This is a genomic window from Actinomadura sp. K4S16 (assembly GCF_008327685.1).
In the GTDB taxonomy this organism is placed as follows: domain Bacteria; phylum Actinomycetota; class Actinomycetes; order Streptosporangiales; family Streptosporangiaceae; genus Spirillospora.
Genome location: NZ_BDDE01000009.1, coordinates 26446 through 48444, shown reverse-complemented (window position 1 = coordinate 48444; position 21999 = coordinate 26446). Strand labels below are relative to the sequence as shown.

At 66.6% G+C, this 21999-nt stretch carries 18 protein-coding genes; 8 read left to right on the top strand and 10 right to left on the bottom strand.

The genetic code is table 11. The annotated features are described in order from the left end of the window. Positions 1–20: 20 nt before the first annotated feature. The 3 genes from K4S16_RS00275 to K4S16_RS00265 form a co-directional block, all read right to left on the bottom strand. Positions 21–683: a response regulator transcription factor gene (locus K4S16_RS00275; RefSeq protein WP_149256765.1), complete on the bottom strand. Its 663-nt coding sequence runs from the start codon at positions 681–683 to the stop codon at positions 21–23. Positions 684–1044: 361 nt separating this feature from the next. Next, positions 1045–1611, bottom strand: a complete 567-nt coding sequence (locus K4S16_RS00270; protein WP_149256764.1) for a flavin reductase family protein — start codon at positions 1609–1611, stop codon at positions 1045–1047. Positions 1612–1634: 23 nt separating this feature from the next. Next, a complete protein-coding gene (locus tag K4S16_RS00265; protein ID WP_149256763.1) occupies positions 1635–3290 on the bottom strand; it encodes an NAD(P)/FAD-dependent oxidoreductase in 1656 nt (551 codons plus the stop codon). Between the two features lie 209 nt (positions 3291–3499). On the opposite strand from K4S16_RS00265, the gene K4S16_RS00260 reads away from it, so the two are divergent. The 4 genes from K4S16_RS00260 to K4S16_RS00245 all read left to right on the top strand — a co-directional run bounded on the left by K4S16_RS00260 (position 3500) and on the right by K4S16_RS00245 (position 6597). Further along, positions 3500–3943, top strand: coding sequence for a hypothetical protein (locus K4S16_RS00260; RefSeq protein ID WP_149256762.1), 444 nt, complete (start codon positions 3500–3502; stop codon positions 3941–3943). 267 nt (positions 3944–4210) lie between these two features. Next, the gene (locus tag K4S16_RS00255) at positions 4211–4411 is read left to right on the top strand and encodes a hypothetical protein (RefSeq protein ID WP_149256761.1); all 201 of its coding nucleotides are present in this window, start codon (positions 4211–4213) and stop codon (positions 4409–4411) included. 172 nt (positions 4412–4583) lie between these two features. Then, positions 4584–5942: a TrkH family potassium uptake protein gene (locus K4S16_RS00250; RefSeq protein WP_149256760.1), complete on the top strand. Its 1359-nt coding sequence runs from the start codon at positions 4584–4586 to the stop codon at positions 5940–5942. After that, complete coding sequence (locus K4S16_RS00245; protein WP_200841593.1) at positions 5935–6597, top strand: TrkA family potassium uptake protein; 663 nt, start codon at positions 5935–5937, stop codon at positions 6595–6597. Before K4S16_RS00250 ends, K4S16_RS00245 begins: the two co-directional genes overlap by 8 nt. 104 nt (positions 6598–6701) lie before the next feature. Here the strand turns inward: K4S16_RS00245 and K4S16_RS00240 are convergent, their stop codons facing one another. Continuing rightward, positions 6702–7574 carry an alpha/beta fold hydrolase gene (locus K4S16_RS00240; RefSeq protein WP_149256759.1) on the bottom strand — a complete coding sequence of 291 codons (873 nt, stop codon included), beginning with the start codon at positions 7572–7574 and terminating at the stop codon, positions 6702–6704. 100 nt (positions 7575–7674) lie between these two features. Beyond that, entirely contained in the window at positions 7675–8145 is a 471-nt protein-coding gene (locus tag K4S16_RS00235; protein WP_149256758.1) for a CBS domain-containing protein, read from the bottom strand. A 146-nt stretch (positions 8146–8291) separates the two neighbouring features. Between K4S16_RS00235 and K4S16_RS00230 the strand changes: the two genes are divergently transcribed. Both K4S16_RS00230 and K4S16_RS00225 read left to right on the top strand, forming a co-directional pair. Beyond that, entirely contained in the window at positions 8292–9578 is a 1287-nt protein-coding gene (locus K4S16_RS00230; protein ID WP_149256757.1) for a sodium:proton antiporter, read from the top strand. Between the two features lie 12 nt (positions 9579–9590). Next, entirely contained in the window at positions 9591–10868 is a 1278-nt protein-coding gene (locus tag K4S16_RS00225; protein ID WP_149256756.1) for an ArsB/NhaD family transporter, read from the top strand. Positions 10869–12406: 1538 nt separating this feature from the next. Here K4S16_RS00225 and K4S16_RS46865 read toward each other — a convergent pair. The 4 genes from K4S16_RS46865 to K4S16_RS00200 form a co-directional block, all read right to left on the bottom strand. Continuing rightward, entirely contained in the window at positions 12407–12607 is a 201-nt protein-coding gene (locus K4S16_RS46865; RefSeq protein ID WP_149256754.1) for a DddA-like double-stranded DNA deaminase toxin, read from the bottom strand. 51 nt (positions 12608–12658) lie between these two features. Continuing rightward, on the bottom strand, positions 12659–14080 hold the full coding sequence (locus K4S16_RS00210) for an IS66 family transposase (RefSeq protein ID WP_149256753.1): 1422 nt from the start codon (positions 14078–14080) through the stop codon (positions 12659–12661). Between the two features lie 78 nt (positions 14081–14158). Next, positions 14159–14713, bottom strand: a complete 555-nt coding sequence (locus tag K4S16_RS00205; RefSeq protein ID WP_149256752.1) for a hypothetical protein — start codon at positions 14711–14713, stop codon at positions 14159–14161. Beyond that, positions 14691–19058: a DNA/RNA non-specific endonuclease gene (locus K4S16_RS00200; RefSeq protein WP_149256751.1), complete on the bottom strand. Its 4368-nt coding sequence runs from the start codon at positions 19056–19058 to the stop codon at positions 14691–14693. The genes K4S16_RS00205 and K4S16_RS00200 overlap by 23 nt, the downstream gene beginning before the upstream one ends. A gap of 62 nt (positions 19059–19120) precedes the next feature. Between K4S16_RS00200 and K4S16_RS44830 the strand changes: the two genes are divergently transcribed. Further along, the gene (locus K4S16_RS44830; protein ID WP_200841592.1) at positions 19121–19579 is read left to right on the top strand and encodes a tyrosine-type recombinase/integrase; all 459 of its coding nucleotides are present in this window, start codon (positions 19121–19123) and stop codon (positions 19577–19579) included. Positions 19580–19598: 19 nt separating this feature from the next. Here K4S16_RS44830 and K4S16_RS44825 read toward each other — a convergent pair whose 3' ends face one another. Next, positions 19599–19868, bottom strand: coding sequence for a hypothetical protein (locus tag K4S16_RS44825; protein WP_200841591.1), 270 nt, complete (start codon positions 19866–19868; stop codon positions 19599–19601). Between the two features lie 427 nt (positions 19869–20295). On the opposite strand from K4S16_RS44825, the gene K4S16_RS00190 reads away from it, so the two are divergent. Beyond that, entirely contained in the window at positions 20296–21999 is a 1704-nt protein-coding gene (locus tag K4S16_RS00190) for a polymorphic toxin type 17 domain-containing protein (RefSeq protein ID WP_160160820.1), read from the top strand.

Here is a 21999-nt window from a genome sequence, read left to right as displayed (position 1 = left end):
GGGATCGGCGCGTACACCGATCAGCCGGGCCCCGGTTTGGGGACGCTGATGAGGGCCGCGGCCGACGCCTTGTTCACCGCGTCCAACCGCGAAACGGCCCCGAGCTTGCCGTAGATATTGCTCAGGTGCCGCTTCACCGTTCCCTCGGTGAGGCCGAGACGCCTGGCGATCTGGGTGTTGCTGTGCGCCTCGGCCGCGAGCTTGAGCACCTCCCACTCGCGCTGCGAGAGCACCCCCGGGGCGGTGTCGCCCTCCAACTGCGCCAGGCTGGCCCGTGACACCGAGAGCAGGACGCGGTCGTCCCCGGTCCGCGCACCGCGCACCATGGAGATCAGCTCCTCCCGGCTGACGCTCTTGAGCAGGTATCCCCGGATGCCCGCGCGCAGCAGGCTGCGCAGGAAGTGCGGGCCCTCGTACATGCTCAGGATGATCACCTGGCTCTCCGGGGACGCCTCGTGCATCCGCCGGACGGTTTGGGTGACCTCCTCCCCCGGGATCTCGATGTCGAGCAGGACCACCTGGGGACGCCGCTGGCCGACCACCGCGACGGCCGACGCGCTGTCCCCCGCCTCACCCACGACCTCGATGTCACCGCTGGCGTGGAGGATCTCCTTCAGCCCCTCGCGGAACAGGTCGTGGTCGTCGACGACCACCACGGTGATCGATTCGGACACCAGCGTCATCGCCGTCCTCCCCCGGGATTGCCGGCACCCGGCGACCGGGTTCGCGTCACCGCCCCCACCCGCCCCGGAGACACCGCACCCCGCCGCGACGTTCCAGCCGCGAGGTCCTCTCGCGGGGTTCGTTCTCGGAGACGTCTCCGTCCCCCGACTCTCATTATGATCCAGCAGGTCGGCCACGCAAGGTTTCCGTTGCCTCCCCGTCCTCTGGCCGCACCGAGGCGACTCCGGTGTCGCGGAAGCCCGCACGCCCCGGACCGCGCACGGTTCGCTCAGCGGCGGCTCCGCTCTATCAAGAACGGAGCATGTCGGACAATCCTCATCCGCTGCAGAGAACTGTGAACCCATGGGGAGCGAGTTGTCTTCAGGTGGCGACATCGGGGCCGAGGTGGTTCGCATGCCAGCAGCCGTATTGCTGTCCCCAATAAACCATCGGGCCGTCCTCCGTGGCCGAGGTGAGGTCGCCGTGAGTGACCAGCCCGACCAGGATCGCATGCGAGCCGGCCGCGACGTCGGCGATGAGCCGGCAGTCGACGAACGCCAGGGCATCCTCGGCCAGCCAGGGAAGGCCCGAACCGGGACTGGGCCGCCAGGCGAGCGCACCGAACTTGTCGGCGGAGGCGGACGCGAACACGTCCGAGACGGCCTCGCTGCCCGCCCGCAGGAGATTGACGACGAATCCGCCGCTCCCACGGATCGCGGACAGGCTTCCGTTTGCCTGGTTGACGCAGACCAGCATCGTTGGCGGATCCATCGACAGGCTCGTCACCGCGCTGCACGTCAGCCCGCGCGGTACGGCGCGGGCGTCTAGCGCGGTGACCACCGACACGGCGCTCGGGAACATCCTCATCACGCCGCGAAACTGCTCCCTCGCCACGCCGGGTTCGGGCATCCGGATCGTGGTGCGAAAGGGAACGGACCAGTCGTCCATTGAGCCTTCCAGGATCGGATCAGTCAGAACAACCGCTGGCGGCGCATGCGCTTCTTGTTCGCCTGGACCCACATCTGCTTCATCATCCGGGCGACCTCCGGGTCGGCGTCGCTGCGCGCCCACCGGAAGGCGCGCACGCCGGCGGCGAGCGTCCGGTCCAGGTACCGCTGCCTGCGCTCGGCGACGCCGAACCCCTTCGGCATGAAGTCCGCGGCGGAGATCAGCTCGAACATCTCGTCCGCGGCGTCCCGGACCGGGAGGTTGCCCGCCTCGAACTGCTCGCAGCGGTCCACCAGTACGTCGAAGAGCTTGCCGTACCCCTCGTGGTCGGGCCAGTAGTGCCCCAGGTACGGGCACTCCTCCAGGTCGGTCAGGGCCCGCGGGTCGCCGGTCGACTGGTACTTGTCCAGTCCCTCCGCGAGCCGGAACGCGCCCATGGTCTGGCCCCAGACCCACAGCTGGTACAGCGAGGTCCAGAGGTCGTGGTCGGCGAAGGAGATGAACGCCGAGTTGACCAGGTCGTCGTTGCGGTTGAACAGGCCCTGCTGGAGCCGCTCCATGTACTCGAAGCGGTCGGCGGAGAAGTCGTCGTCCTTGATGGCGTCCAGCAGCCGCCACCCGAGTGCGAGAATGCATTCGGCGGTCGTGGAGATACCGCGTGAAAAGAGCGGGTCGATGAAACCCGCGGCGTGGGCCAGCAGGCACCACCGATCCCCCACGGTCTGCCTGGACGAGTACTGCAGGCGCGGCACCCGCGTCCACTCGCGGACGGGCCTCACTCCGTCGAACTGGCGCGCTATGTCGGGATAGCGCGAGGCCACCCTGTAGAAGTCCTCTTCCGGTGACACCGACGGATCGAGCGGATACCGGCGCGGGTCCATTGTCAGGCCCACGCTGCATTGCGGGTTCAGCGACGGCTCGTAGTTGTTGAAGGGAATCAGCCAGAACCATCCGCGCTCGAAGAGGTGATGCATCGTGCACGAATACCAGGGTTTGGGCGGGGCGTCGGCGCCTTTGCGGGGGAACAGGTCGTCGGTACGCGGGACGTTGAGCACGTGTGTCCACATCGACCGCGAATGGTGCTTGAACCGGCACGGGTCCTCGCGCATGCCGAGCTGCCTGGCCAGCGGGGACGGGGCGCCGGTGGCGTCCACCACATAGCGCGCCCGGTATTGCTCGTCCCGCGGCCCAGTGATCGTCACGCCGGAGTCGTCGAAGTCGATGTGGGATACGGGGAAGTTCTGCCTGCCCGTCGCACCGTATTTGATCGCCGTCCGGAACAGGTAGGCGTCCACGTCCTGCCGGTACATGTGCACCCAGTTGTGCAGTCCGGGCGAGGCGCTGAACATGCTGACCTCGGAGGGGTCTTGCGGTCGCCCCTCCTGGTGGAACATGAAGCCGAAGCCCCGCTTGATGCCCGAGGTCGGGGCGATGTGCTTGGTGACGGCCTCGACGGAGGCGATGTGGTTGATCTCCGGGACGTCGTAGCGGGCCGCGATCGCGCGGAAGAAGACCAGCGTGTGCGCGACGGTCGACTCGCCGACGGCGAACTTGGGATGGCTTCCGCCATCGACGATCAGGGTCCGGGCGCCGTTGCGGGCCAGGACCGTGGCGAGCGTGGAGCCGGCGATGCCGGCTCCGAGCACGGCGACATCGTAGATCTTCGAAGCGTCCTCCATTGGTCTCACCTCCGTGGTTGAGACTGGGAGCCGGGATCCGGCCGGCGACCGTCCCGCCCATTGCCCGACCACCTTGCTCCGAGCCGCTGAACGCCCGCTTAACTCCCAGGCCGGCGGTTTAATGGACCGACCGTCGGCCTACGGCCCAGCACGCCTGTCGACCGGGGATTCCCCCGGTTCGGCGCCGAACAACTCAAAACGGAGAGTCGATGAAGATCATCCTGGTTGTGCTTCTCACGCTGCTCACCCTCCAGGCCCTGGCCAAGTTCGTCGCCTGGTTCACCGTGCCATATAGCTCCCGGATCAAGCGGATGGCGACTTACTACGACAAGAAGCATCGATTCATCACCGTCTATGACACGGTGACGCTCGGGCTCGGGATCGTCATCGTCCTGCTGGCATTCCTCACCGGCGTGGAGTACCTCAGCTTCATCAGCGGCTTCATCGTCGGCATGATCTGTATCCAGGTCTTCTTCCACCGCTTCATCCACGTCCTGCCCGAGGACAAGACGCCGCAGATGCCGACGCCCCCCGTGAAGCTGCTGTCGTACGCCATCCAGGCCCAGCCCGGACTGGCCTGGCGAGAAATCGCTTTTATCTCCATCCTGTCGGTCTGGAGCCTCTATATGTTGATTGCGCGCGGCCTGTTCTGAGCACGCCCGAAGCTCCCGCTTTGTTGCCGGGCTCGTAGCCGACCGCGGACAGCACGGCGTTCACCACCGGCTCCCACAGCGCGATGCCCGTCACCAGCTCCGCGAACTGCCGCTTCATCGCCGCCTCGCGGGTCGGGCGCGGGTCCGCGGTGGTCGCGTAGCAGTCCGGGTGTAGATGTCCTGGCTGATCGCTCCGCTGGCCGCGATCACTGAGGCGGCCTTCGGCCTGCTCCCCGCCTCACCGCCGCCGTCGGCTGGGGAGCCCTGATGATCCTCCTCTTCCTGGGGCAGTTCGGCGCCCTGGTGGGAATGAGCCAGCGCGTGCTCGACCTGTCGCCCTTCACCCACATCCCGAAGCTACCGGGCGGAGACGCTTCCGCCTCGCCTCTGGTGTGGCTGCTCACCCTCACCGCCGCACTCGTCGTCATCGGCCTCGCCGCGTTCCGCCGCCGCGACTACATCGTCTGAAGCGCCCGTGGCGCGTCCACGCCCGGTCACACGCCGCTGTCCATGGGACCAGGCGTGCGTGGCGGCGGAGGAGCGGTCGGCTGCTGGGTTCAGCGTGGGATGTGGTGGTATGTGGGCGATGCGCAAGTGAGGCTGATGGGGGGCCGTCCTGTTCGGAGGGAATCGTCTGGCGCTGGCCCGGAGGCCGCGCGGGTCGGCGCTGCTGGAACGGTTCCAGCACCCGGCGCAGGTGGTGGTCAGCGGGTTCGCGGTCGTGATCGCGGCCGGGACGCTGCTACTGGCCTTGCCGCAGGCGACCGAGAGCGGCGATGCGGCGCACTGGCGGGACGCGTTCTTCACCGCGACGTCGGCGGTCTGCGTGACCGGCCTGGTCACCGTCGATACCGGCTCGTACTGGTCGACGTTCGGTGAGGTCGTCATCCTGGGGCTCATCCAGGTGGGCGGTCTTGGCCTGATGACGCTCGCCACCCTGTTCGCGATCCTGCTGTCGCGCCGCTTGGGGCTGCGGGCCCGGATGGTGGCCCAGGCCGAGACCAAGACCATGCGGATGACCGATGTGCGGCGCGTCGTCCGGCAGGTGGTGGTGTTCAGCCTGGTGTCGGAGGCGCTGGTCGCGGCAGTGTTGACCGTCCGGCTGGTCCAGGGCTACGGCGAACCCATCGGCCGTGCCCTCTATTTGGGGATGTTCCATGCGGTGTCGGCGTTCAACAACGCCGGGTTCGCGCTATGGCCTGACAGCCTCGTCCGGTTCGCGGCGGACCCGTGGATCAATCTGACGATCTGCGCGGCGATCCTCATCGGCGGGCTCGGCTTCCCGGTGGTGTTCGATCTGGCCCGCAACTGGCGGCGCCCTGGCACATGGACGGTCTTGACCCGGGTCACGCTGGGCATGACCGCGCTGCTGCTGACCGGCGGCACGCTCGTACTGACATCGGCCGAGTGGAACAACCCCGGGACGCTCGGCGGGCTGCCGACGCCGGCGCGGTTGCTGGCGGGGTTCACGGCGGCGGTCATGCCGCGCACCGCCGGCTTCAACACCATCGACATCGCCCAGATGCGGCCGGAGAGCTGGATGGCCACCGACGTCCTGATGTTCATCGGCGGCGGCAGCGCGGGCACCGCGGGCGGGATCAAGGTCACCACTTTCGGGCTGCTGGGGTTCGTTCTGTGGGCCGAGATGCGCGGAGAAACCCAGGTCAACGTCGGTCACCGGCGGCTGCCCGCAGGGACCCAGCGGCAGGCGACGGCGATCGTGCTGCTGAGCATCGGAATGATCACCGCGGTGACGTTCACGTTGCTGACGCTGACCCCCCATTCGCTGGACCGGGTGCTGTTCGAGGTGACCTCGGCGTTCGGCACCGTCGGCCTGTCCACCGGGATCACCGCCGAGCTTCCAGGCGGCGGGCAGCTCCTGCTGATCGGGCTGATGTTCCTCGGCCGGATCGGGCCGCTGACATTCGCCACCGCGCTCGCGCTGCGCGAGCGCGCGCAACGCTACGAACTACCGGAGGAGCGACCCATCGTTGGCTGACCACAGGAACGACCCCGTCGTGGTGATCGGGTTGGGACGCTTCGGCACCGCGCTGGCTTTGGAACTGGCCAGACGCGGTTCGGAGGTGCTGGCCATCGACCACCGCCCCAAGATCGTCCAAGCCCTGTCGGGGCAGCTCACGCATGTCGTCACGGCCGACGCCACGGATCTGGAGGCGCTGCGTGAACTGGGCGTCGCGGAATTCCATCGCGCGGTGGTCGCCATCGGCGGTGATCTGGAGGCCAGCATCCTGACGACCTCCCTGCTGACCGAACTGGAGGTCGACGACATCTGGGCCAAGGCCGTCACCCATCAGCACAAGCGCATCCTGGAACGGATCGGCGCCCACCACATCGTCCTGCCCGAGAACGACATGGGCGAGCGGGTCGCTCATCTGGTCAGCGGCCGCATGCTCGACTACATCGAAGTGGACGAGGACTTCGCCCTGGTCAAGACTCACCCGCCCCGCGACATCGTCGGTGTCCCGCTGGGAGAGACCCGCCTGCGCTCCAAACACGGCGTGACCGTGGTCTGCGTGAAGTCGGTCGGCGAGCAGTTCACCTACGCCACCGCCGACACCATCCTGCAGTACGGCGACGTCATCATCGTCGCCGGCCCCATCGCCAAGGCCGAACGATTCACCGAACGACTCTGAGGAGCCCGCAAAGTCCGACTACCCGGTCCGCATGATCGATTGGGGACGCAAGGCGGTGGAGACTCGGCTCGCGCGATGCCTGACAAGCGGATGGAGGGGACGAGTCAGCCTGCCAGGAAGGCGGTGATGGCGGCGGTGATGGCGGGGTAGTCGTCGCCGAGCCAGATCATGTGGCTGGGGGCGGCACTGGTGATCAGGCGGGCGCCGGGGATGGTGCGCGCCAGGGTCTCGGCGTGAGCGTAGGGGACCGCCCCGTCGTCCCGGGCGGCGATCACGAGAGTGGGTTGGCGCAGCCGGGCGGCATACGCGGCCAGGGTGTCGAGATGGCGCGGTGCGGTCATGGTGCGGATGTCGTTGACGAATCCGGCGCCTGAGCGCATCCGACCGAACAACTCCAGCAACGCGGCGCGCTGAGCGGTGGTGAGAGCGGCCAGCAGTTCGTTGATCGGGCGTCGCGTCAGGTCGTGCAGCAGCATCTTCAGGCCCAGCCCGGGAGCGCGGTGCATCAGAGTATGGAGCAGCGCCCAGGTGACCGGTTCGGCCCCGGGGTGGAACACGATGCTCGCGCCCACTCGGGTGCGTCGATCGGGCCAGGGCAGCAGCCCGACCGCGCTTTCCAGGATGACGCGTTCGACCAGGTCGGGGAGGAAGGCCGCCACCGTCACCGCGGTAGGGCCGCCGGCCGACTGGCCGACGACGGCGCTCAGCGAGTCGATGCCGAGCCTGCGGCACAGATCGCCGATCACAGCGGCGAACTGATCGGGTATGGCGCCGGTGGCCAGCGGTGTACGGCCGTAGCCCGGGCGGGAGACTGCCAACACGGTGCAACCGGCATCGGCGAACACCTCCTCGCCCAGTGGCAGCCCCGCACGCATGTGCCCGCCGTGCAGCATCAGCACCACGCGCGGGCCGCGCTCCTCCAGCCGGTACTCCACCGGCCCGGCCGGAAGGTCGATCAACGTCGTGGCTCGCTCCATGAGCTGCTCCCGCTCGGTGGTCAGGGCCCGGATGCCGTGGCCTGCGGCCCCGCAGGCCAACCTCGGCTGACCGACGGCCGAGATCGTACGGCGGCGCCTTCTAGTCCGTGATGGGCCCGGGCAGGAGCCGGTCGAGGAGGTGCGCGACAGTGATGACACCGATCATCGGGGCATCGGTCCGGTCGGGTTCGCCGCTGACCGCGACGACGGGGCTGCGGTCGGCCGCCATCACGCTGGCGATCTCCATGGCGGTGGCCTGGGCGTCGACGGCGGGCAACGCCGTCCGCTCCTCTGCCAGCAGGTCGGCGACGGTCTTCCCGGCGAGCTCCGCGCACAGCAGGTCGGCGTGGCGTTCGTCGTAGACACGGGCCAAGGCGGGGTCGTCACGGACGTGCGCCGGAATGATGTACCGCAGGAGTTGCGACCCCGGGATCACCGCGATGGGACGGCGGTCGGAGTCGACGACGATAAGGCCCGCGAGCCGGTGCTCGGCCACCAGCCGGGCCGCGTCCAGCGCACTGCTGTCCGGCGAGACGGTCGGGTAGTCGACGGCGAGGTCTCGTGCGCGCATCGCCCCAACGTAACCGACGGCGCGGGGCGAGGGCGCTCCCGGTGGGCGCCGTGCAGATAAGCGCGCTCGGATCCGTTAGGGTCATTGGCTGGTGAGCCGGGAAGTCTGGTCGGCACTGCGTCCGCCCTTCCCGAAAGAGCCCCGGTATGACCAACCTCCTGCTCGCCTTCGCCGCCATGCTGCTGCTGGCGGTGCTGGTGTCCAACCTCGCCCACCGCACCGTGCTGTCGACGGCGGCGCTGTTCCTGGTCGGCGGGTTCCTGCTTGGCGACGGCGTCACCGGCGTTGTCACTCTGAAGCCGGGCGACACGCTGGTGTCCGAGCTGGCGGAGCTGGCGCTGTTCGCCGTGCTGTTCACCGACGGCATGCACGCGGGCTGGCAGGACCTGCGCAGCGCCTGGCGGCTGCCCGGCCGCGCCCTCGGCTGGGGACTGCCTCTCACGCTGCTGGTCACCGCGCTCTTCGCGCACTACGTCGTCGGGCTCGGCTGGGTGGAGTCGCTGCTGATCGCGGCGATCCTCACCCCGACCGACCCGGTGTTCGCCGCCGCGCTGGTCGGCAACGACAAGGTGCCGCCGCGGCTGCGCCATCTGCTCAACGTCGAGTCGGGCGTCAACGACGGGCTCGTCCTGCCGTTCGTAGTGCTGTTCCTGGCGATCGCGCGGGGCGAGGAGAGCCTGCATCTGGGTGAGCTGGGCGCCGAGCTGGCCGGCGGGGTGGCCATCGGCGTGGCGATCCCGTGGGCCGCGATCATGCTGGTGCGGACCCGGTGGTTCGCGATCGCGCCCAAGTACGAGCCGCTGAACGCCGTCGCCATCGGGCTGCTCGTCCTGGCCACCGCCCAGGCCACGCACGGCAACCTGTTCCTGGCCGCGTTCGCCGCCGGCGTCACCGTCGCGACCGTCGGGCACCGCCACCGCGAGACGTTCGAGCAGTTCGGCGAGCTGGTCGCCGAACTGCTCAAACTCGCCGCCCTGCTGGTGTTCGGCGCGCTGCTGTCCCCCGCCTTCCTCGGCGACGTCGGCTGGACCGGCTGGGCCTTCGCCGTCCTCGCCCTCGTGGTCGCGCGCCCGGTGGCGATCTGGGTGTCCTTCCTGCGCTCCGGACTCACCGCCCGCGAACAGGCCGCGGTGATGTGGTTCGGGCCCAAGGGCTTCGCCTCGGTCGTCTACGGGCTGCTCGTCCTGGAGTCGGGCATCCCCGCCGGCGAGAAGATCTTCCACCTCGTCGGCGTCACCATCACCCTGTCGATCCTCGCGCACTCCTCCACCGACATCGTCGTCGCACGCGGCTTCGACGAGGAACGCGAAGTACCGGCCTGGTTCGAGCGCACCCGCACCCGCATCCGGCGTCCCGGAGCCGCCGGCAAGGCGCAGGACGAAGCCTCCCCACCAGCGCGATCTGAAGATCATTCCCGTGACCGCCCGCAATGACCAGGAGCCTTCTTGGCAATCGCCGCCATCGTCGTTTTCGTCGTCGCCTACATCCTGATCGCGTCGGAGAAGATCCACCGCACCGCCGTCGCACTCGGCGGCGCGGGGCTGATGCTGCTCTTCCACATCACCGATGCGCAGAAGGCGTTCTTCTCCACCGAGTCGGGCATCGACTGGAACGTCATCTTCCTGCTGCTGGGCATGATGGTGATCGTCTCGGTGCTGCGGCAGACCGGTGTGTTCGAGTTCGTGGCGATCTGGGCCGCCAAGCGCGCCCGCGGCAAGCCCTACCGGCTGATGGTGATGCTCGCCGTCATCACCGCGCTGGCCTCGGCGCTGCTGGACAACGTCACCACCGTGCTGCTGATCGCCCCGGTCACGTTCCTGGTCTGCGAACGACTCGGGCTCAAGGTCGTCCCGTACCTGATCGCCGAGGTGATGGCCTCCAACATCGGCGGTGCCGCCACGCTGGTCGGCGACCCGCCCAACATCATCATCGCCAGCCGCGGTGACCTGTCGTTCAACGACTTCCTGGTCAACCTGGCCCCGCTGATCGTGGTGCTGATGGTGGTCTTCTGCCTGCTGTGCCGCTGGCTGTTCCGCAGCGCGTTCGTCTACGACGAAGACCGCGCCGCCGCCGTCATGGCCCTGCAGGAGAAGGAGGCCATCACCGACCGGCGGCTGCTCTGGCAGAGCCTTGCCGTGCTCGGACTGGTGATCATCGCCTTCGTCCTGCACCCGGTACTCCATTACGAGCCGTCCGTGGTGGCCCTGCTGGGCGCCGGACTGCTGGTCGCCGCCACCAAGGTCACCACCGAACAGGCGCTGGAAGAAGTCGAGTGGCTGACGCTCGTCTTCTTCGCCGGCCTGTTCGTCATGGTCGGCGGCCTGGTCGAGACCGGCGTCATCGGCGACATCTCCCGCGCCGCCACCGACGCCACCGACGGCCGGCTCGGGCTCGCGACCATGCTCCTGCTGTGGGCCTCGGCCGTTCTGTCGGCCATCGTGGACAACATCCCCTACGTCGCCACCATGAGCCCGATCGTCTCCGACCTCGTCCAACAGCAACCCGCCGGGGACGGCACCGTCCTGTGGTGGGCACTCGCCCTCGGCGCCGACCTCGGCGGCAACGCCACCGCGATCGGCGCCAGCGCCAACGTCGTCGTCCTCGGCATCGCCGCCCGCAACGGCACACCGATCAGCTTCTGGCAATTCACCAAGTACGGCCTGATCGTCACCACCGTCACGGTGGCGCTGTCGGTGCCGTACCTCTGGCTTCGCTACCTGTGAAGAGCAGCGGCAACGCGGGTGAGAACGATGCCAGAACCCGTGAAGGCGTCCCCCACCAGCGGGCCATCCCAGGGCCATCGGACAGTTCGACGTGGCAGCGGTGACCCTCCAGTCGATCCAGGTGACCTGCCGACGGCGCCCAAGGCAGGCGACACGCCGACCTGGCTCGCGGCAGTGAACGAGTATGCGGCGAGCAAACAACTTCGCCTTCGACCACGCAGAGTGACCGGCAGCGCGGTCTTCTCGTGGCCACGTTCACGGTGGGAGAAAGATGATCTCCCAATTTCCTCCCACTGGACTACCGGTGGCCTGCCCCGGGGGCGGAGAAGGCCCTGTGGAAGGCGAGGGCATGCGCCGCCGGCGCGAAACCCGTGACCTCTTCGGTGCTGCGACAACGCCAAAGAGGCCTGCTCTTCCTCCGAGCAAGCCTCTGACCTGGCAAAACGTGGGCGATACTGGGTTCGAACCAGTGGCCTCTTCGGTGTGAACACGATCAATCGAGCTCACGAGAAGCTGCCATTCAACAACGCCGCAGGTCAGACGGCATCTTTCGATCCACCACAGCGCACCTCAGGGAGGATTAAGTCCGTTGCGATCTCCCGGAATTAACGCCCCGCCGCCGGTGACCGCGCTGACCCACGGTAGCCGGAAGTATCAGGCCCGTTCGGACTACCGGAAAGCTGCTCCGGTGACCGGCTTGCTCGTTGGCGTGTCAGTTCACTGGCGCATCCGAGAATGCCCCGCCAGCGCCCGAATGATGACCGCCACCATCAGTGTCCCCCAGTGACCGCAGTTCACGGACGTTCGGAGGGGAACAACCAGTACCACCGCACCCGGCGCTTGTACAACAGCCGCATGAGCTCTCACCTATGTGGACGATATTCTCGGCATCTGCAGGACGGACCTGTCGCATACTCCTCGCTTGATCAGATCACTAATGGCTATGATGCAGCGAGCCAGAAACTTGGCACCATGGATCCTCACAGTACGTTGGCCCAACTACGGCTTGCTCGCCGCCGAGTCGGCGCCCTCTAAAATCACCCGGAACCCAACTAATGGACTCAGGGCGGTTTCCCGTTCTCATCCTACAAAATTCTTCTACAACCATACGCACCTTGGAGATTGGCAAGGCGCAACGAATATCCAGAGTCTGACCGTCATCCATATCAGCAACAATTAGTGGATCCACAGCGAGCGGTTCCGGATTGTCAGAAAGCCAAATATTGCTCGCCAAGTATTCTTCCACAGAAACCACAGAACCAACAGGAAGAAGCCACTTTAGCGCTCCATGCATTCTATGAACATTCGTCATGACCTGGAGATAACTATCGAACTCCAGGTCCACCTTGGCTGGGTTTCGATGCGGAGCAGCAAGAATAAAGGTTGCGCGGACATCATTCGGACCGGCACCCGAAGGTAGGCCCCTTCCGTCAGCCGTGCCGAGCACATCGTCTATTAGAGACGACAGTCTCGTATCTGCCAGATGATACTGGACCTGCCCCCGAAAGAATGCATGCAGCGCAAGCATAATACGCCCCTCAACTCGTCCAACAAGCGGACTGGCCTCCTCCAAGAAGGGTCACTCCGTTCCACCCATCACTATTTCTCCACCAGATGGTCAGGCTAGACCCGCTAGGAAGAATCGATGGCACTGCGGTCGAGCAAGAATAGGGACCTGAGCAGACTCCCTTCGGGTTGTTAATAATCACCGTCGCCCTCGTGACTTTTCTGTTGCGCATTGCTAGAGCGATCGTGACTGGTCAGCTGCTTGGGAGCGCGTGAGCTGAATTTCAGGCTGCGGAAGGCACCCAGGGGCGCCGGTTGGTGAGGCGGGTGAGCGCGTCCAGCAGGCCGAGCCCCTGCTTGGCGGTGGTGGCCGGGTAGGAGCGGATGAGGCAGAACTGCTGGGCTCCGGCCAGGGTGCGCAGGCAGCCCGACACCTTCTGCCGGATCTTGATCATCCTGATCTCGCGCTCGGCCGCGTTGTTGTCGAACGGCACCCGCGCGTCCACGGTGAACCGCAGGTGATCGTCATGGTGTTCCAGCAGCCGGCGGGCCAGTGCGTTGTGGTCTTTCTCCAGGTTGTCGGCGCGGGCCGCGGTTGCTTTGATGCCCAGGCGAGCGGCCGAGCGGAAGGCGTGCTTGGCCGTGGTCATCTTGGTCTCGTCGACGCCGTTCAGGGTGCCGTCGCGGGCGAGCGAGGCGTCGACCAGGCGTTTCATGGTGCGCAGGGCGTCGGCGGCTTGGGCCGCCCAGCACCAGGTGCCCGCGTGGCCGGTTCGCTCGTGGTGGTCGAGTACGGCCTGCAGCTCACGCAGGACGTGAGCGTTGCAGCGAGCGTGTGTGGCCTGGTCGCAGGTGTCATAGGGCGCCCACCCGTCGTGCACCGCGATCCCGTTGAAGCGGGGCAGGACACCGGCGGCGTCCATCGCCTCGACCCCACGCCGGTCGTGCACCGTGATCAGCACGTATTTGCCGGTGGAAGCCGAGTGCACCCACCGCAGCCGCCGATCGACCCGCAGCGCGGTCTCGTCGAAGTGCGCCACCTGCGCCTGGGTGAGCCGATCACGGACCCGCTCGGCGAACCCGCCCCCGGCAGCCAGCCCGGCGGCGGCGCGTGCGGTCATCGCCGCGACCGTCCCGGCCGACAACGCAGTACCGAACAGCTCGGCCAGCGCTTTGGCGGTACGGTCCTTGGACAGGAACTGCCCCACATACAAGTAGACGACGATCGCGGCCACGTTCGGGCCGTACTGCACCGGCGCGTCCACCCCTTCCGGGGCGTCGGCGGTAGTGACGCACCCGCACCGGCGGCGGACCAGCTCATGCCCGGTCACCCGCACCTTGATCGGCGGGATGTCGAACACCTGCCGCCGCTCGGATCCCGCCTCGGCCGCACCCGCCAGTCCCGCGCCGCACCCCCGGCACCGCGCCGGCACGTGACGCCGGCGCCGGTCAGGATCGGCGACCTGGCACAGCGTCTGCCCGCGATGCCCGGCCTGCCCGCCCGGACGACGGCCACTGCGGCCCCGCAATGACTTCGGCGACGGCTTGACCAGCCCGTCCGACGAGGGCGGCTTGGAGGAGTTCGAAGAGTTCTTCCCCAACTGCGCCTCAAGCTCAGCGATCCGGGCGTCCGCTTCGGCCAGCCGAGCCGACAGCTCCACCACCAGCGCCGCAAGCTCCTCATACGACGGCGGCCCGGGAGACATCCCACCATGATCGACAGTCAAGCCATCAAGATCAAATCGGACACGCGCCCCAGACCTGCTGACCAGTCACCTTAGAAGTTAATCGAGACTCTGTATCACGCTCACACTCTCAGGAAAATCCTCCGGAAAGAGCGGGCATCTAATTTGACGTCGAAGAATTCCGACCAAGAAATCAACAAGCCCACCCGGAAAATGCCACCACAAACCTCGCTCAATAATTATCGTCCAGTCATCAGGCTCGCCTCGCGTTAGCCATAGACATCGATCCCCATTATCTGTCATGCCCCATTGCAGGACGCCGCGATGTTGCGGATATATTGGATAGGGTGGCATGGTTGATCGATTTCCAGAGGAATCAACCACATCTATCCACTGCTCCCCCTCAAGCCGGAGGCGAAGAGGCTTCAACACATCCATGAATTCTCTGGCCGCCATGCTTGGGTCACTCGGAAAGCCCGGGTTGAACAATCCGAGAAAGTCGTCGAATTTGAGCGAGGGATACATATTCGCCAGCCGCTTGAAATCGGCAGGAAAGGCGATCCCGAGTTCAGATTCGAGTCGATCCCACTGCACGCGAGGAGGAGAGAATTCAGGCGGCCCGATGAGGGCCTCAAGGTCGGCAAACTCCGCCATTAGTGACCCATCCTTTCCGACTATTTCCCAAGCATCTATCAAAACTGAGGCCCGGCAGGTTGTCCTTCGTTCGCCCTCGCGCGGTCATCCGGATCATGCTTGGCATCGCCTGGCCACGGCGATAGATAGGTGTGACAGTGTAGTCCACGATTTCTCCGCGCTTTACAGCTGCCGCGACCTGATTCTCCAGCTTCTTCATATTCGGGTCGTTCAATGGAGAATGAATACACGTGAAGAGGTTTTCGTGCAGTCGGCCATCGCCGCCGAGTTGGTCAGCCAACAGATGGCATCTTGAGTAACGATAGGCCTTCCCATCCTTTGGATTAGCGCTGCGCCCATTTTTCTCAGGCCAACCCGGCGGGAAAATGCGCTTGTCTGCAGGCTCGCCTCCCTTAAGGTCAGCTTTACTACAGAATCTAGCATGGATTCCTTGGGGTCGACCGATGGGATCCGCTGTGACCGGAGGACCGTAATCCTTGACCGGAACGCATCCGTCCTCATCATTGTCGAATCCGGACGGCGAAGAAGAGCCGGGGGAACTCGTCTGGGTTTGCGGTCTCGCGTTCTGACTCGGTCTGTTCCTGTCGATGGGCGACAGGATCGGAGTCGGGTCGTTGACCGCGACTTTGATCTCAACCTTGCCCTCTACGCGGTCCCGTATCGCATCCAACTGTTCCTGGGTGACTGTGTTGACCATCGGCGGTCGGGGTTTAGGGTGGTCGCGCGCCCATTCGGCCTGCTTTTTCTGGATCTGCGCCGGCGTCGGACGCGGCGGCGCCGCTCGCACGGGTGCACCGGTTCCGCGGTTTCCCGAATAATTGATTGGCGTCCACGTTTCCCCGTCCGGGGGCCCGATCCAGGGCGAGTTGGGACAATGAGGTTTGCCGCAGATCGTGTCGTCAGAGGCGAGTCTCCCCGATGAGAGGATGCTCCAGAAAATTGTGCCCGCCAGGACCACTCCATTGCGGCGCAAACCGAATTTTATACCCTTTTTCGCGCCTTTTGTTCCGTAATCTACAGGGCAAGCGATCAGGTTGGCCGCAAGCGAACTCGATCTGGAGCATTGCAGGTGGCCGGTGGGGTCGGTGGCGTCGAGGGGTGCTGCGTTGGCGTAGGTGTAGCGGTTGGCTTGGACGCTGGGGTCGGGGTTGAGGGTCCAGTCGTCGCGGCTGGCGAAGTTGGCGGTGCCGGGGGTGTACCAGCGGGCGGCCATGTTGACGCGGCCGCTACCCGGTTCGGTGTATTCGCCTTGGTAGCCGATGAGGCTGGTGGTGCCGCTGGTGGCGGTGGGCTGGCCGGCGGGATCGTAGGCGGTGGAGCCGTTCAGGGTGGTGGTGCCCTGGTCGTATAGGGCGGTGAGGTCGTCGTGTCGATCGGAGTAGGCGCGGTAGGACTGGCTGTTCTGGCGGAGGCCGAGCAGGTCGCCGTCGGGGGTGCGCTGGTAGCCGGAGGTCAGGGCGCCTGATCCGTCGAGAATCGCGGTGAGGTCGTTCTGGTCGGTGGCGTACAGGAAAGTGCTGGTGGCCGAGCCCTGAGTTCGGGTCGCGACGCGGTCGAGGCCGTCGTAGCCGTAGCTGGCTGCGCCGTCTGCGGTGAGGCGGTCGAAGGCGTCCCACACGGGAGTGGAGGTGCCGTCGGAAGTGAGGGTGCCTCGGGCGGTGTAGGTGTAGGTGTGGGTGCCGTCGGAGGTGAGGCGGTTGCGTTCGTCGTAGGTGTAGGTGGTGGGGCCGGCCTTGGTCCGGTTGCCGGCGGCGTCCCAGCCGTATTCGGTCTGCTGGCCTTGGGGGTCTGTCCAGGACGTAAGGCGTCCGGCGTCGTCGTAGCCGTAGGTGTTGTTGCCTGCGCCGGCGGTGCCGGTGGTGGTTTTGCTGGTCAGGTGGTCGTCGAGGTCGTAGCCGTAGGCGATGGAGGCCAGGAGGGCGCCGTCGGGTGACTTGAGCTGGTCGGTGGTGAGGCGGTCCAGGTCGTCGTAGCCGTAGGTGCGGTGTGCGGTGGTGGTCCCGTATTGGGTGGCGATGTCGGTGAGACGTCCGGCGTCGTCGTAGGTGCGGGTGTCGGTGCCGCCGGTGATGGTGTCGGTGGTGGTGGCTATCTGGTCCTGGCCGTTCCAGGTGGTCGTGGTGGTGCCGGCCGGGTCGGTGCGCTGGGTGAGCCTGCCGTTGGGGTCGTAGCCGAACTGTGTGGTCTTGTCGCCTGCGCTGATGCTGGTCAGGGGCAGGCCGCGGTCGTTGTAGGTGAACAGGGTGTCGTTGCCGGGCGCCGAGACGCGGAGCCGGTTGCCTGCGAGGTCGTATCCGAAGCGGGTATCGGGGGTGGACGTCTCGGCGCCTGCTCCGGTCTGTTTGGTGAGCCGGCCGAGTTCGTCGAAGGTCCGGGTGAGGGTGACGCCGCCGGGCTTGGCGACCTGGACGGGGTTGCCGACCGCGTCGTAGCTGGTGGTCCAGGTGCGGTCGGCGTCGTCGTTGTGCGCGGAGGTGCGTGGCTCGATGACCTTTTCGGGGAGGTCGAGGGTGTTGTAGGTGGTGATGGTGGCGTTGCCGCGGCCGTCGGTGAGTCGGGTCTGCTGTCCGGCTGCGTCGTATCCGAAGGTCGTTTCGATGGTGCTGGTGGCCGAGGTCGGTTCGGTGAGTTGGGTCAGGCGTCCGGCTGCGTCGTAGGTGCGGTGTGTGGTGTGGCCTTCGGGTGTGGTTTCGCTGGTGCGGTTGTCGGCGGCGTCGTAGCCGAAGCCGAAGGTCCGCAGGACGGTGCCGGACGGGTCGAGGTCCTTGGTTTGGGTCATCCGGCCGGCGGGGTCGAACTCGGCGAGGGTGCTCGCGCCGCGGGGGTCGGTGACCTTGGTGATGCGGCCCGCAAGGTCGTAGTCGAGGGTGGTGGTGTGCTGCGCCGGGTCGGTGATGGCGGTGATATCGCCGGCGCCGTTGGGTGTGTAGGTGGTGGTGTCGCCTGCGGGGCGGGTTCGGGAAGTCAGGTTCCCGGCCGGGTCATAGGCGTACTTGGTGGTGTAGGCGGCGGGGGCGGGGTAGCGGTCGATCTCGGTGGCGGTGATCTGGCGTCCGAGGTCGTCGTAGGTCGACTCGGTTCGGGCGCCGACCGGGTTGGTGACCGCGAGTTGCTCACCGGCCAGGTCGTACTCGGCCAGCCAGGTGCCGGGCTGGTTTTCGGTGCTGAGCTGGGGTTCTTCGAGCCGGACGGCGTTTCCGAGGGCGTCGTAGCGCAGCCGGGTGGTGTTGTTGCGGGCGTCGGTCGTCTCGGTGAGCTGCCCGGCTGCGTTGTAGTGCATGGTGGTGGCCGGGGTGACCTGGGTCCCGGTGGGCGGGGTGTAGGCGGGGCTGGTGATCGAAGTCGGCCGCCCGGCCTTGTCGTAGGCGGTCGTGGTGGTGCGCCCGAGGGGGTCGGTGACCTGGGTCTGTTCGCCTGCGTTGTTGTAGCCGTAGTGCACGGCCGGGCGGGCAGTGGTCGCGGTCTGGCCGTTCTGCTCCACTTGCACCGGGGGCTGCTGCATCTGGGTCAGGCGTCCGCCGGCGTCGTAGCCGAGGGTGGTGGTGTAGTCGGCCGGTGTGGCGCCTTCGGCGTTGCCGCGCGGTTCCACGACCTCGGTGACCATGCCTCGCTGGTCGCGCTTGTAGGTGGTGACCAGGTCGGTGTCGCCGTTCTGGACCGTCATCCGGACGGGCAGGTTCATCGGGTCGTAGGCGTAGGTGGTGGTCTCGGTGCGTTCGGAGTCGGCACCGGTGCGGACGGTTCGGACGATGTTGTTGTCCGGGTCGAAGCCGTAGTCGGTTCGGCGGGCGGCGCCGTCCGGGTCCACGATCGTGGCGACGAGTTGCCCGGTCTCGTCGTATTCATGGTCGGTGCGTTGGGTTCCGCCGATGACCTGGGATGTGAGGTGTCCTGCGCCGTCGTAGACGCGCGACTCCAGGGGGACATCCTGGGGTGTCGTGGAATCGTTGAGCTTGGCGCCTTGCGCGGTGATCTGTGCGAGGCGGTCGTCGCCGTAGTAGGTGTAGGCCAGGGTGCGGCCCATCGCGTCGGTGCGGGAGGCGAGGCGTCCGCCGGGGTCGTAGGCGTAGGAGTCCAGGACGACGTCGGTGGCGGGGGTGGGGTTGTTGGGGTTGCCCGTCCAGTCCTTGAGGGTGCGGGTGGCCAGCTCGCCTCGGAGGGTGTAGCCGAAGGTGTACTTGGTGCCGCGTTCGTCGGTGAGGCTCGTTCGCGCGCCGGTGTCGTCGTAGCCGTAGGTCTGCTGGCCGCCTTCAGCGTCGGTGACGGTCTCGGGGAGGCTTTGGACGTTGTAGGTGTAGGTGGTGGTGCGCGCGGGATCCCTCCGTGTCAGGCTCAGATGGGACACGAGGGGATGAAGTTCCCTAACTGATGTAGACAGGGCGAGAACGGGTACTGAGCAGAGTGACGATGACCAGCCACGATCTTCCTTCCGGTGACGGGCCGCGGACCGGCCGGCCCAAACGGCGGACCTTCAGTGCCGCCTACAAGTTGCGGATGGTCGAGGAGTACGACGCGGCCGCGACCGGGCTGACCGACGCCGCCGGCGACCCGCTCATGTTCTCGCCACACGACTTCCGCAGGATCTTTGTAACTGACGCCATCATGAACGGCCTGCCACCGCACATCGCCCAGATCATCTGCGGCCACAAGAACATCGAGACCACGATCAGATACAAGGCCGTTTACCCCGCCGAAGCGATCGAGGCACACCGGGCGTTCATCGCCCGCCGCCGCGCCACCCGGCCCAGCGAGGAATACCGTACGCCGACCGACGAAGAGTGGGACGCGTTCTTGGCGCACTTCGAGAAGCGGAAGGTGTCCGTGGGGCACCTGCGCCCGCGCGTTCGCTTCGCCCTGCGTCCATGAGCACGCTTGTGTCAGGTGCTCACTTCTGAGGCCGGACCCCGCCCAGCGCGGTCGGCTGGAAGAGATCCGCGCCAACCTGCACGACCGCATCGCCGAAGCCGAACAACAAGGCTGGCTCGGCGAAATCGAGAGCCTGATGGTCAGCCTCGCCGGCACCAAGGACAAGCTCGCCCAGATCGAGGCGACCCTGCGACGCCAGGGCGAAGCGGTCCAGCTCGGCATACCCGCCTTCCCCGAAATCGCGGGCCGCTCCGTCGCCACCCCGCCCGCCGCTACAGACAACCCTCACGGATGTGCCTCGCCGTAGGTAATACCGTACGGCCGTAGCGGTAAGTAAGCGACTAGTGGCGATCAGCTGTAGTGTCGGGTTGGAACGCCAGTCTGCGTCGTACCGTCCCAATGGAGAAATTCGGGGACGGAAGGGTCTGGGGAAGGGTGGCGGCGAGGTGGGTAGCTCGATGAGTGAGGGGCCGGACGAGACCTCGCGACCAGCTGGATCGGCGCCACCCCCGCCGCGACAGGCCGGCGATGCGCGGCCACCCGGTTCCGGGCCGCCGATACCGATACCGCCTCCGCCGAGCGGTCCACCGCGGCCCGGTCCGCCACCGCCGGGCAGTCCGCCGCCCGTTGGACCACCGCCGTATGGTCCGTACGAGCCGACTCCCGGTGCCCCCTCTCTCCTCGGCATGCCCGGCAGCCCCCGGCGTCGAGCTATCGTGCTCGGTGGGATCGCGGTGGGTGTGGTTCTCAGCATCGTCGTCCTTGCCTTGGTGCTGGTGAACCCCGGAGGCTCCGATAAGCCGAAGCCGACCACGAAGAAGACGGACGCGGTCGACGTAGCTGCGACGCAGCTCAGCAGGGCCGCAACCCACCTGTCGAACCTGCCGGCGGCGCATTACGAGGGCACGCTTACGGGGGCCTCGGGCGAGCAGATCCATATTGACATCAAGATGACATACAAGGGCTCGACGTACGGCACGTTGACGGTCGACGGCGCCGAGATCCAGCTGATGGCCGTTGATGCGAAGACGTTCCTGAAGGCCGGTGAGAGCTATTGGGTGGCTAATGGTGCGCCGAATAGCTCGCTGAAAAAGTACGCCAAGCGCTGGGTCAGGGTGCCGATCAGCAAGTTGGGCTTCGACTTATCGGCGGCGCTTGCGCCGACGAAGCTGGCCCAGCAGGTGAGAGCTGCGGTGCGCGACCACCAGATCACGGCTGGCCCGGTGACGACTGTCGACGGCGTGCAGGCACGACAGGTCACCGTGCCAGCCGGCACGGTATACGTGACGGCCGCCGCCCCACAGCGCATCGTCCGCATCGAAGCGACATCGTCGGGCACGAGCGGCGGCTCCGGCTCTGGAGGTTCTGCGACGCCCGGCGCAATGGGCACCGGTGACGAGCTCACGTTCCAGCCCGCTGTGTCGCCGCTGCGGCCAGCTTCGAGCGGCGGGTTCCAGCTCGACCTGACGGGGCTTACGCAGGAGCAGGCGAAGAAGTTCATTAACGACCTCCAGAGCAAGGTCCAGGATCTGAAGAGTTCCGTCGACTCGCAGGTGAACTTCACCGCGAGCGGTACCGGCAACCTAGAGCCGTGCAACAACTATGGGTGCACGGCGAACGTCCGGATCAGCAACTTCGTTTCGTCCAGCAACCCGTACCTTGGGGTGAAGCAACGGGTCACCGCCGAGGTTACGATCAACTTCCAGTTGGACGGCGGGCCAGCCGGTTCCTGCTCGCGCACGATCTCCATGGCGCCGAATGGCAGCGCAGGGGTGTCTTGCAACGTTTCCTACTACGCGCGAACCGACCAGAACCACCAGGTCACCGCTCAAGCCCAGGCCGTCGCGCGGGCGGTCGTCAGCGCCGACATCCAGAAGATGGCGACCGACCTGAAGGAGGAGATCCAAGACAGCCCGGCCAACTGCGATCTGCCGACCAGCTTCATGCCAGCCAGCTTCGCCGGTGGCACGTATGGCGGCGGTGTTACCTCAGCGCCCTACCTCTCGTCACGCGCGTCTGTGGAGGCCGGCCCCGCTGTCGTCGTGGTCCGACCGCCCGGTGACCAGGAGCGGTGCGGCCTCAAGGGGTTACTCAAGGACCAGGAACTGCCGACCAGAGGAAAAGTACGCTACGTACCACCGGAGGGCACCTCGTACAACATGGCGAAAGCGAAAGGGCTGCCGAAGGGGACGCTAAACGGGCGAACCGGCTTCCGTGATGCGCACGAGAACGTCTGGGTCAGGGGGCCAGCACGCAGCCAAAAGTCCCTGTCCGAGGGCGCGACCTACGAGTGGGACGTGCAGCTGACCAAGGAGAACCAGCGGCGGTACCGCTGGCTGTGCGAGCGAGAGAGAAAGAAAAACATTACACATCTCAACGTGACACCTGGCGGCGAGATCTCCCATGTGGTCTGTGAGTAA

Bases quoted from the DNA above. Each gene is read 5' to 3' on its own strand.
- K4S16_RS00240 (WP_149256759.1), bottom strand. From the start codon at position 7,574: ATGGAGCGAGCCACGACGTTGATCGACCTTCCGGCCGGGCCGGTGGAG.
- K4S16_RS00255 (WP_149256761.1), top strand. From the start codon at position 4,211: ATGATCCTCCTCTTCCTGGGGCAGTTCGGCGCCCTGGTGGGAATGAGC.
- K4S16_RS46865 (WP_149256754.1), bottom strand. From the start codon at position 12,607: ATGCGCAACAGAAAAGTCACGAGGGCGACGGTGATTATTAACAACCCG.
- K4S16_RS00275 (WP_149256765.1), bottom strand. From the start codon at position 683: ATGACGCTGGTGTCCGAATCGATCACCGTGGTGGTCGTCGACGACCAC.
- K4S16_RS00230 (WP_149256757.1), top strand. From the start codon at position 8,292: ATGACCAACCTCCTGCTCGCCTTCGCCGCCATGCTGCTGCTGGCGGTG.
- K4S16_RS00235 (WP_149256758.1), bottom strand. From the start codon at position 8,145: ATGCGCGCACGAGACCTCGCCGTCGACTACCCGACCGTCTCGCCGGAC.
- K4S16_RS00260 (WP_149256762.1), top strand. From the start codon at position 3,500: ATGAAGATCATCCTGGTTGTGCTTCTCACGCTGCTCACCCTCCAGGCC.
- K4S16_RS00270 (WP_149256764.1), bottom strand. From the start codon at position 1,611: ATGGACGACTGGTCCGTTCCCTTTCGCACCACGATCCGGATGCCCGAA.
- K4S16_RS44830 (WP_200841592.1), top strand. From the start codon at position 19,121: ATGACCAGCCACGATCTTCCTTCCGGTGACGGGCCGCGGACCGGCCGG.
- K4S16_RS00210 (WP_149256753.1), bottom strand. From the start codon at position 14,080: ATGTCTCCCGGGCCGCCGTCGTATGAGGAGCTTGCGGCGCTGGTGGTG.
- K4S16_RS00265 (WP_149256763.1), bottom strand. From the start codon at position 3,290: ATGGAGGACGCTTCGAAGATCTACGATGTCGCCGTGCTCGGAGCCGGC.
- K4S16_RS00205 (WP_149256752.1), bottom strand. From the start codon at position 14,713: ATGGCGGAGTTTGCCGACCTTGAGGCCCTCATCGGGCCGCCTGAATTC.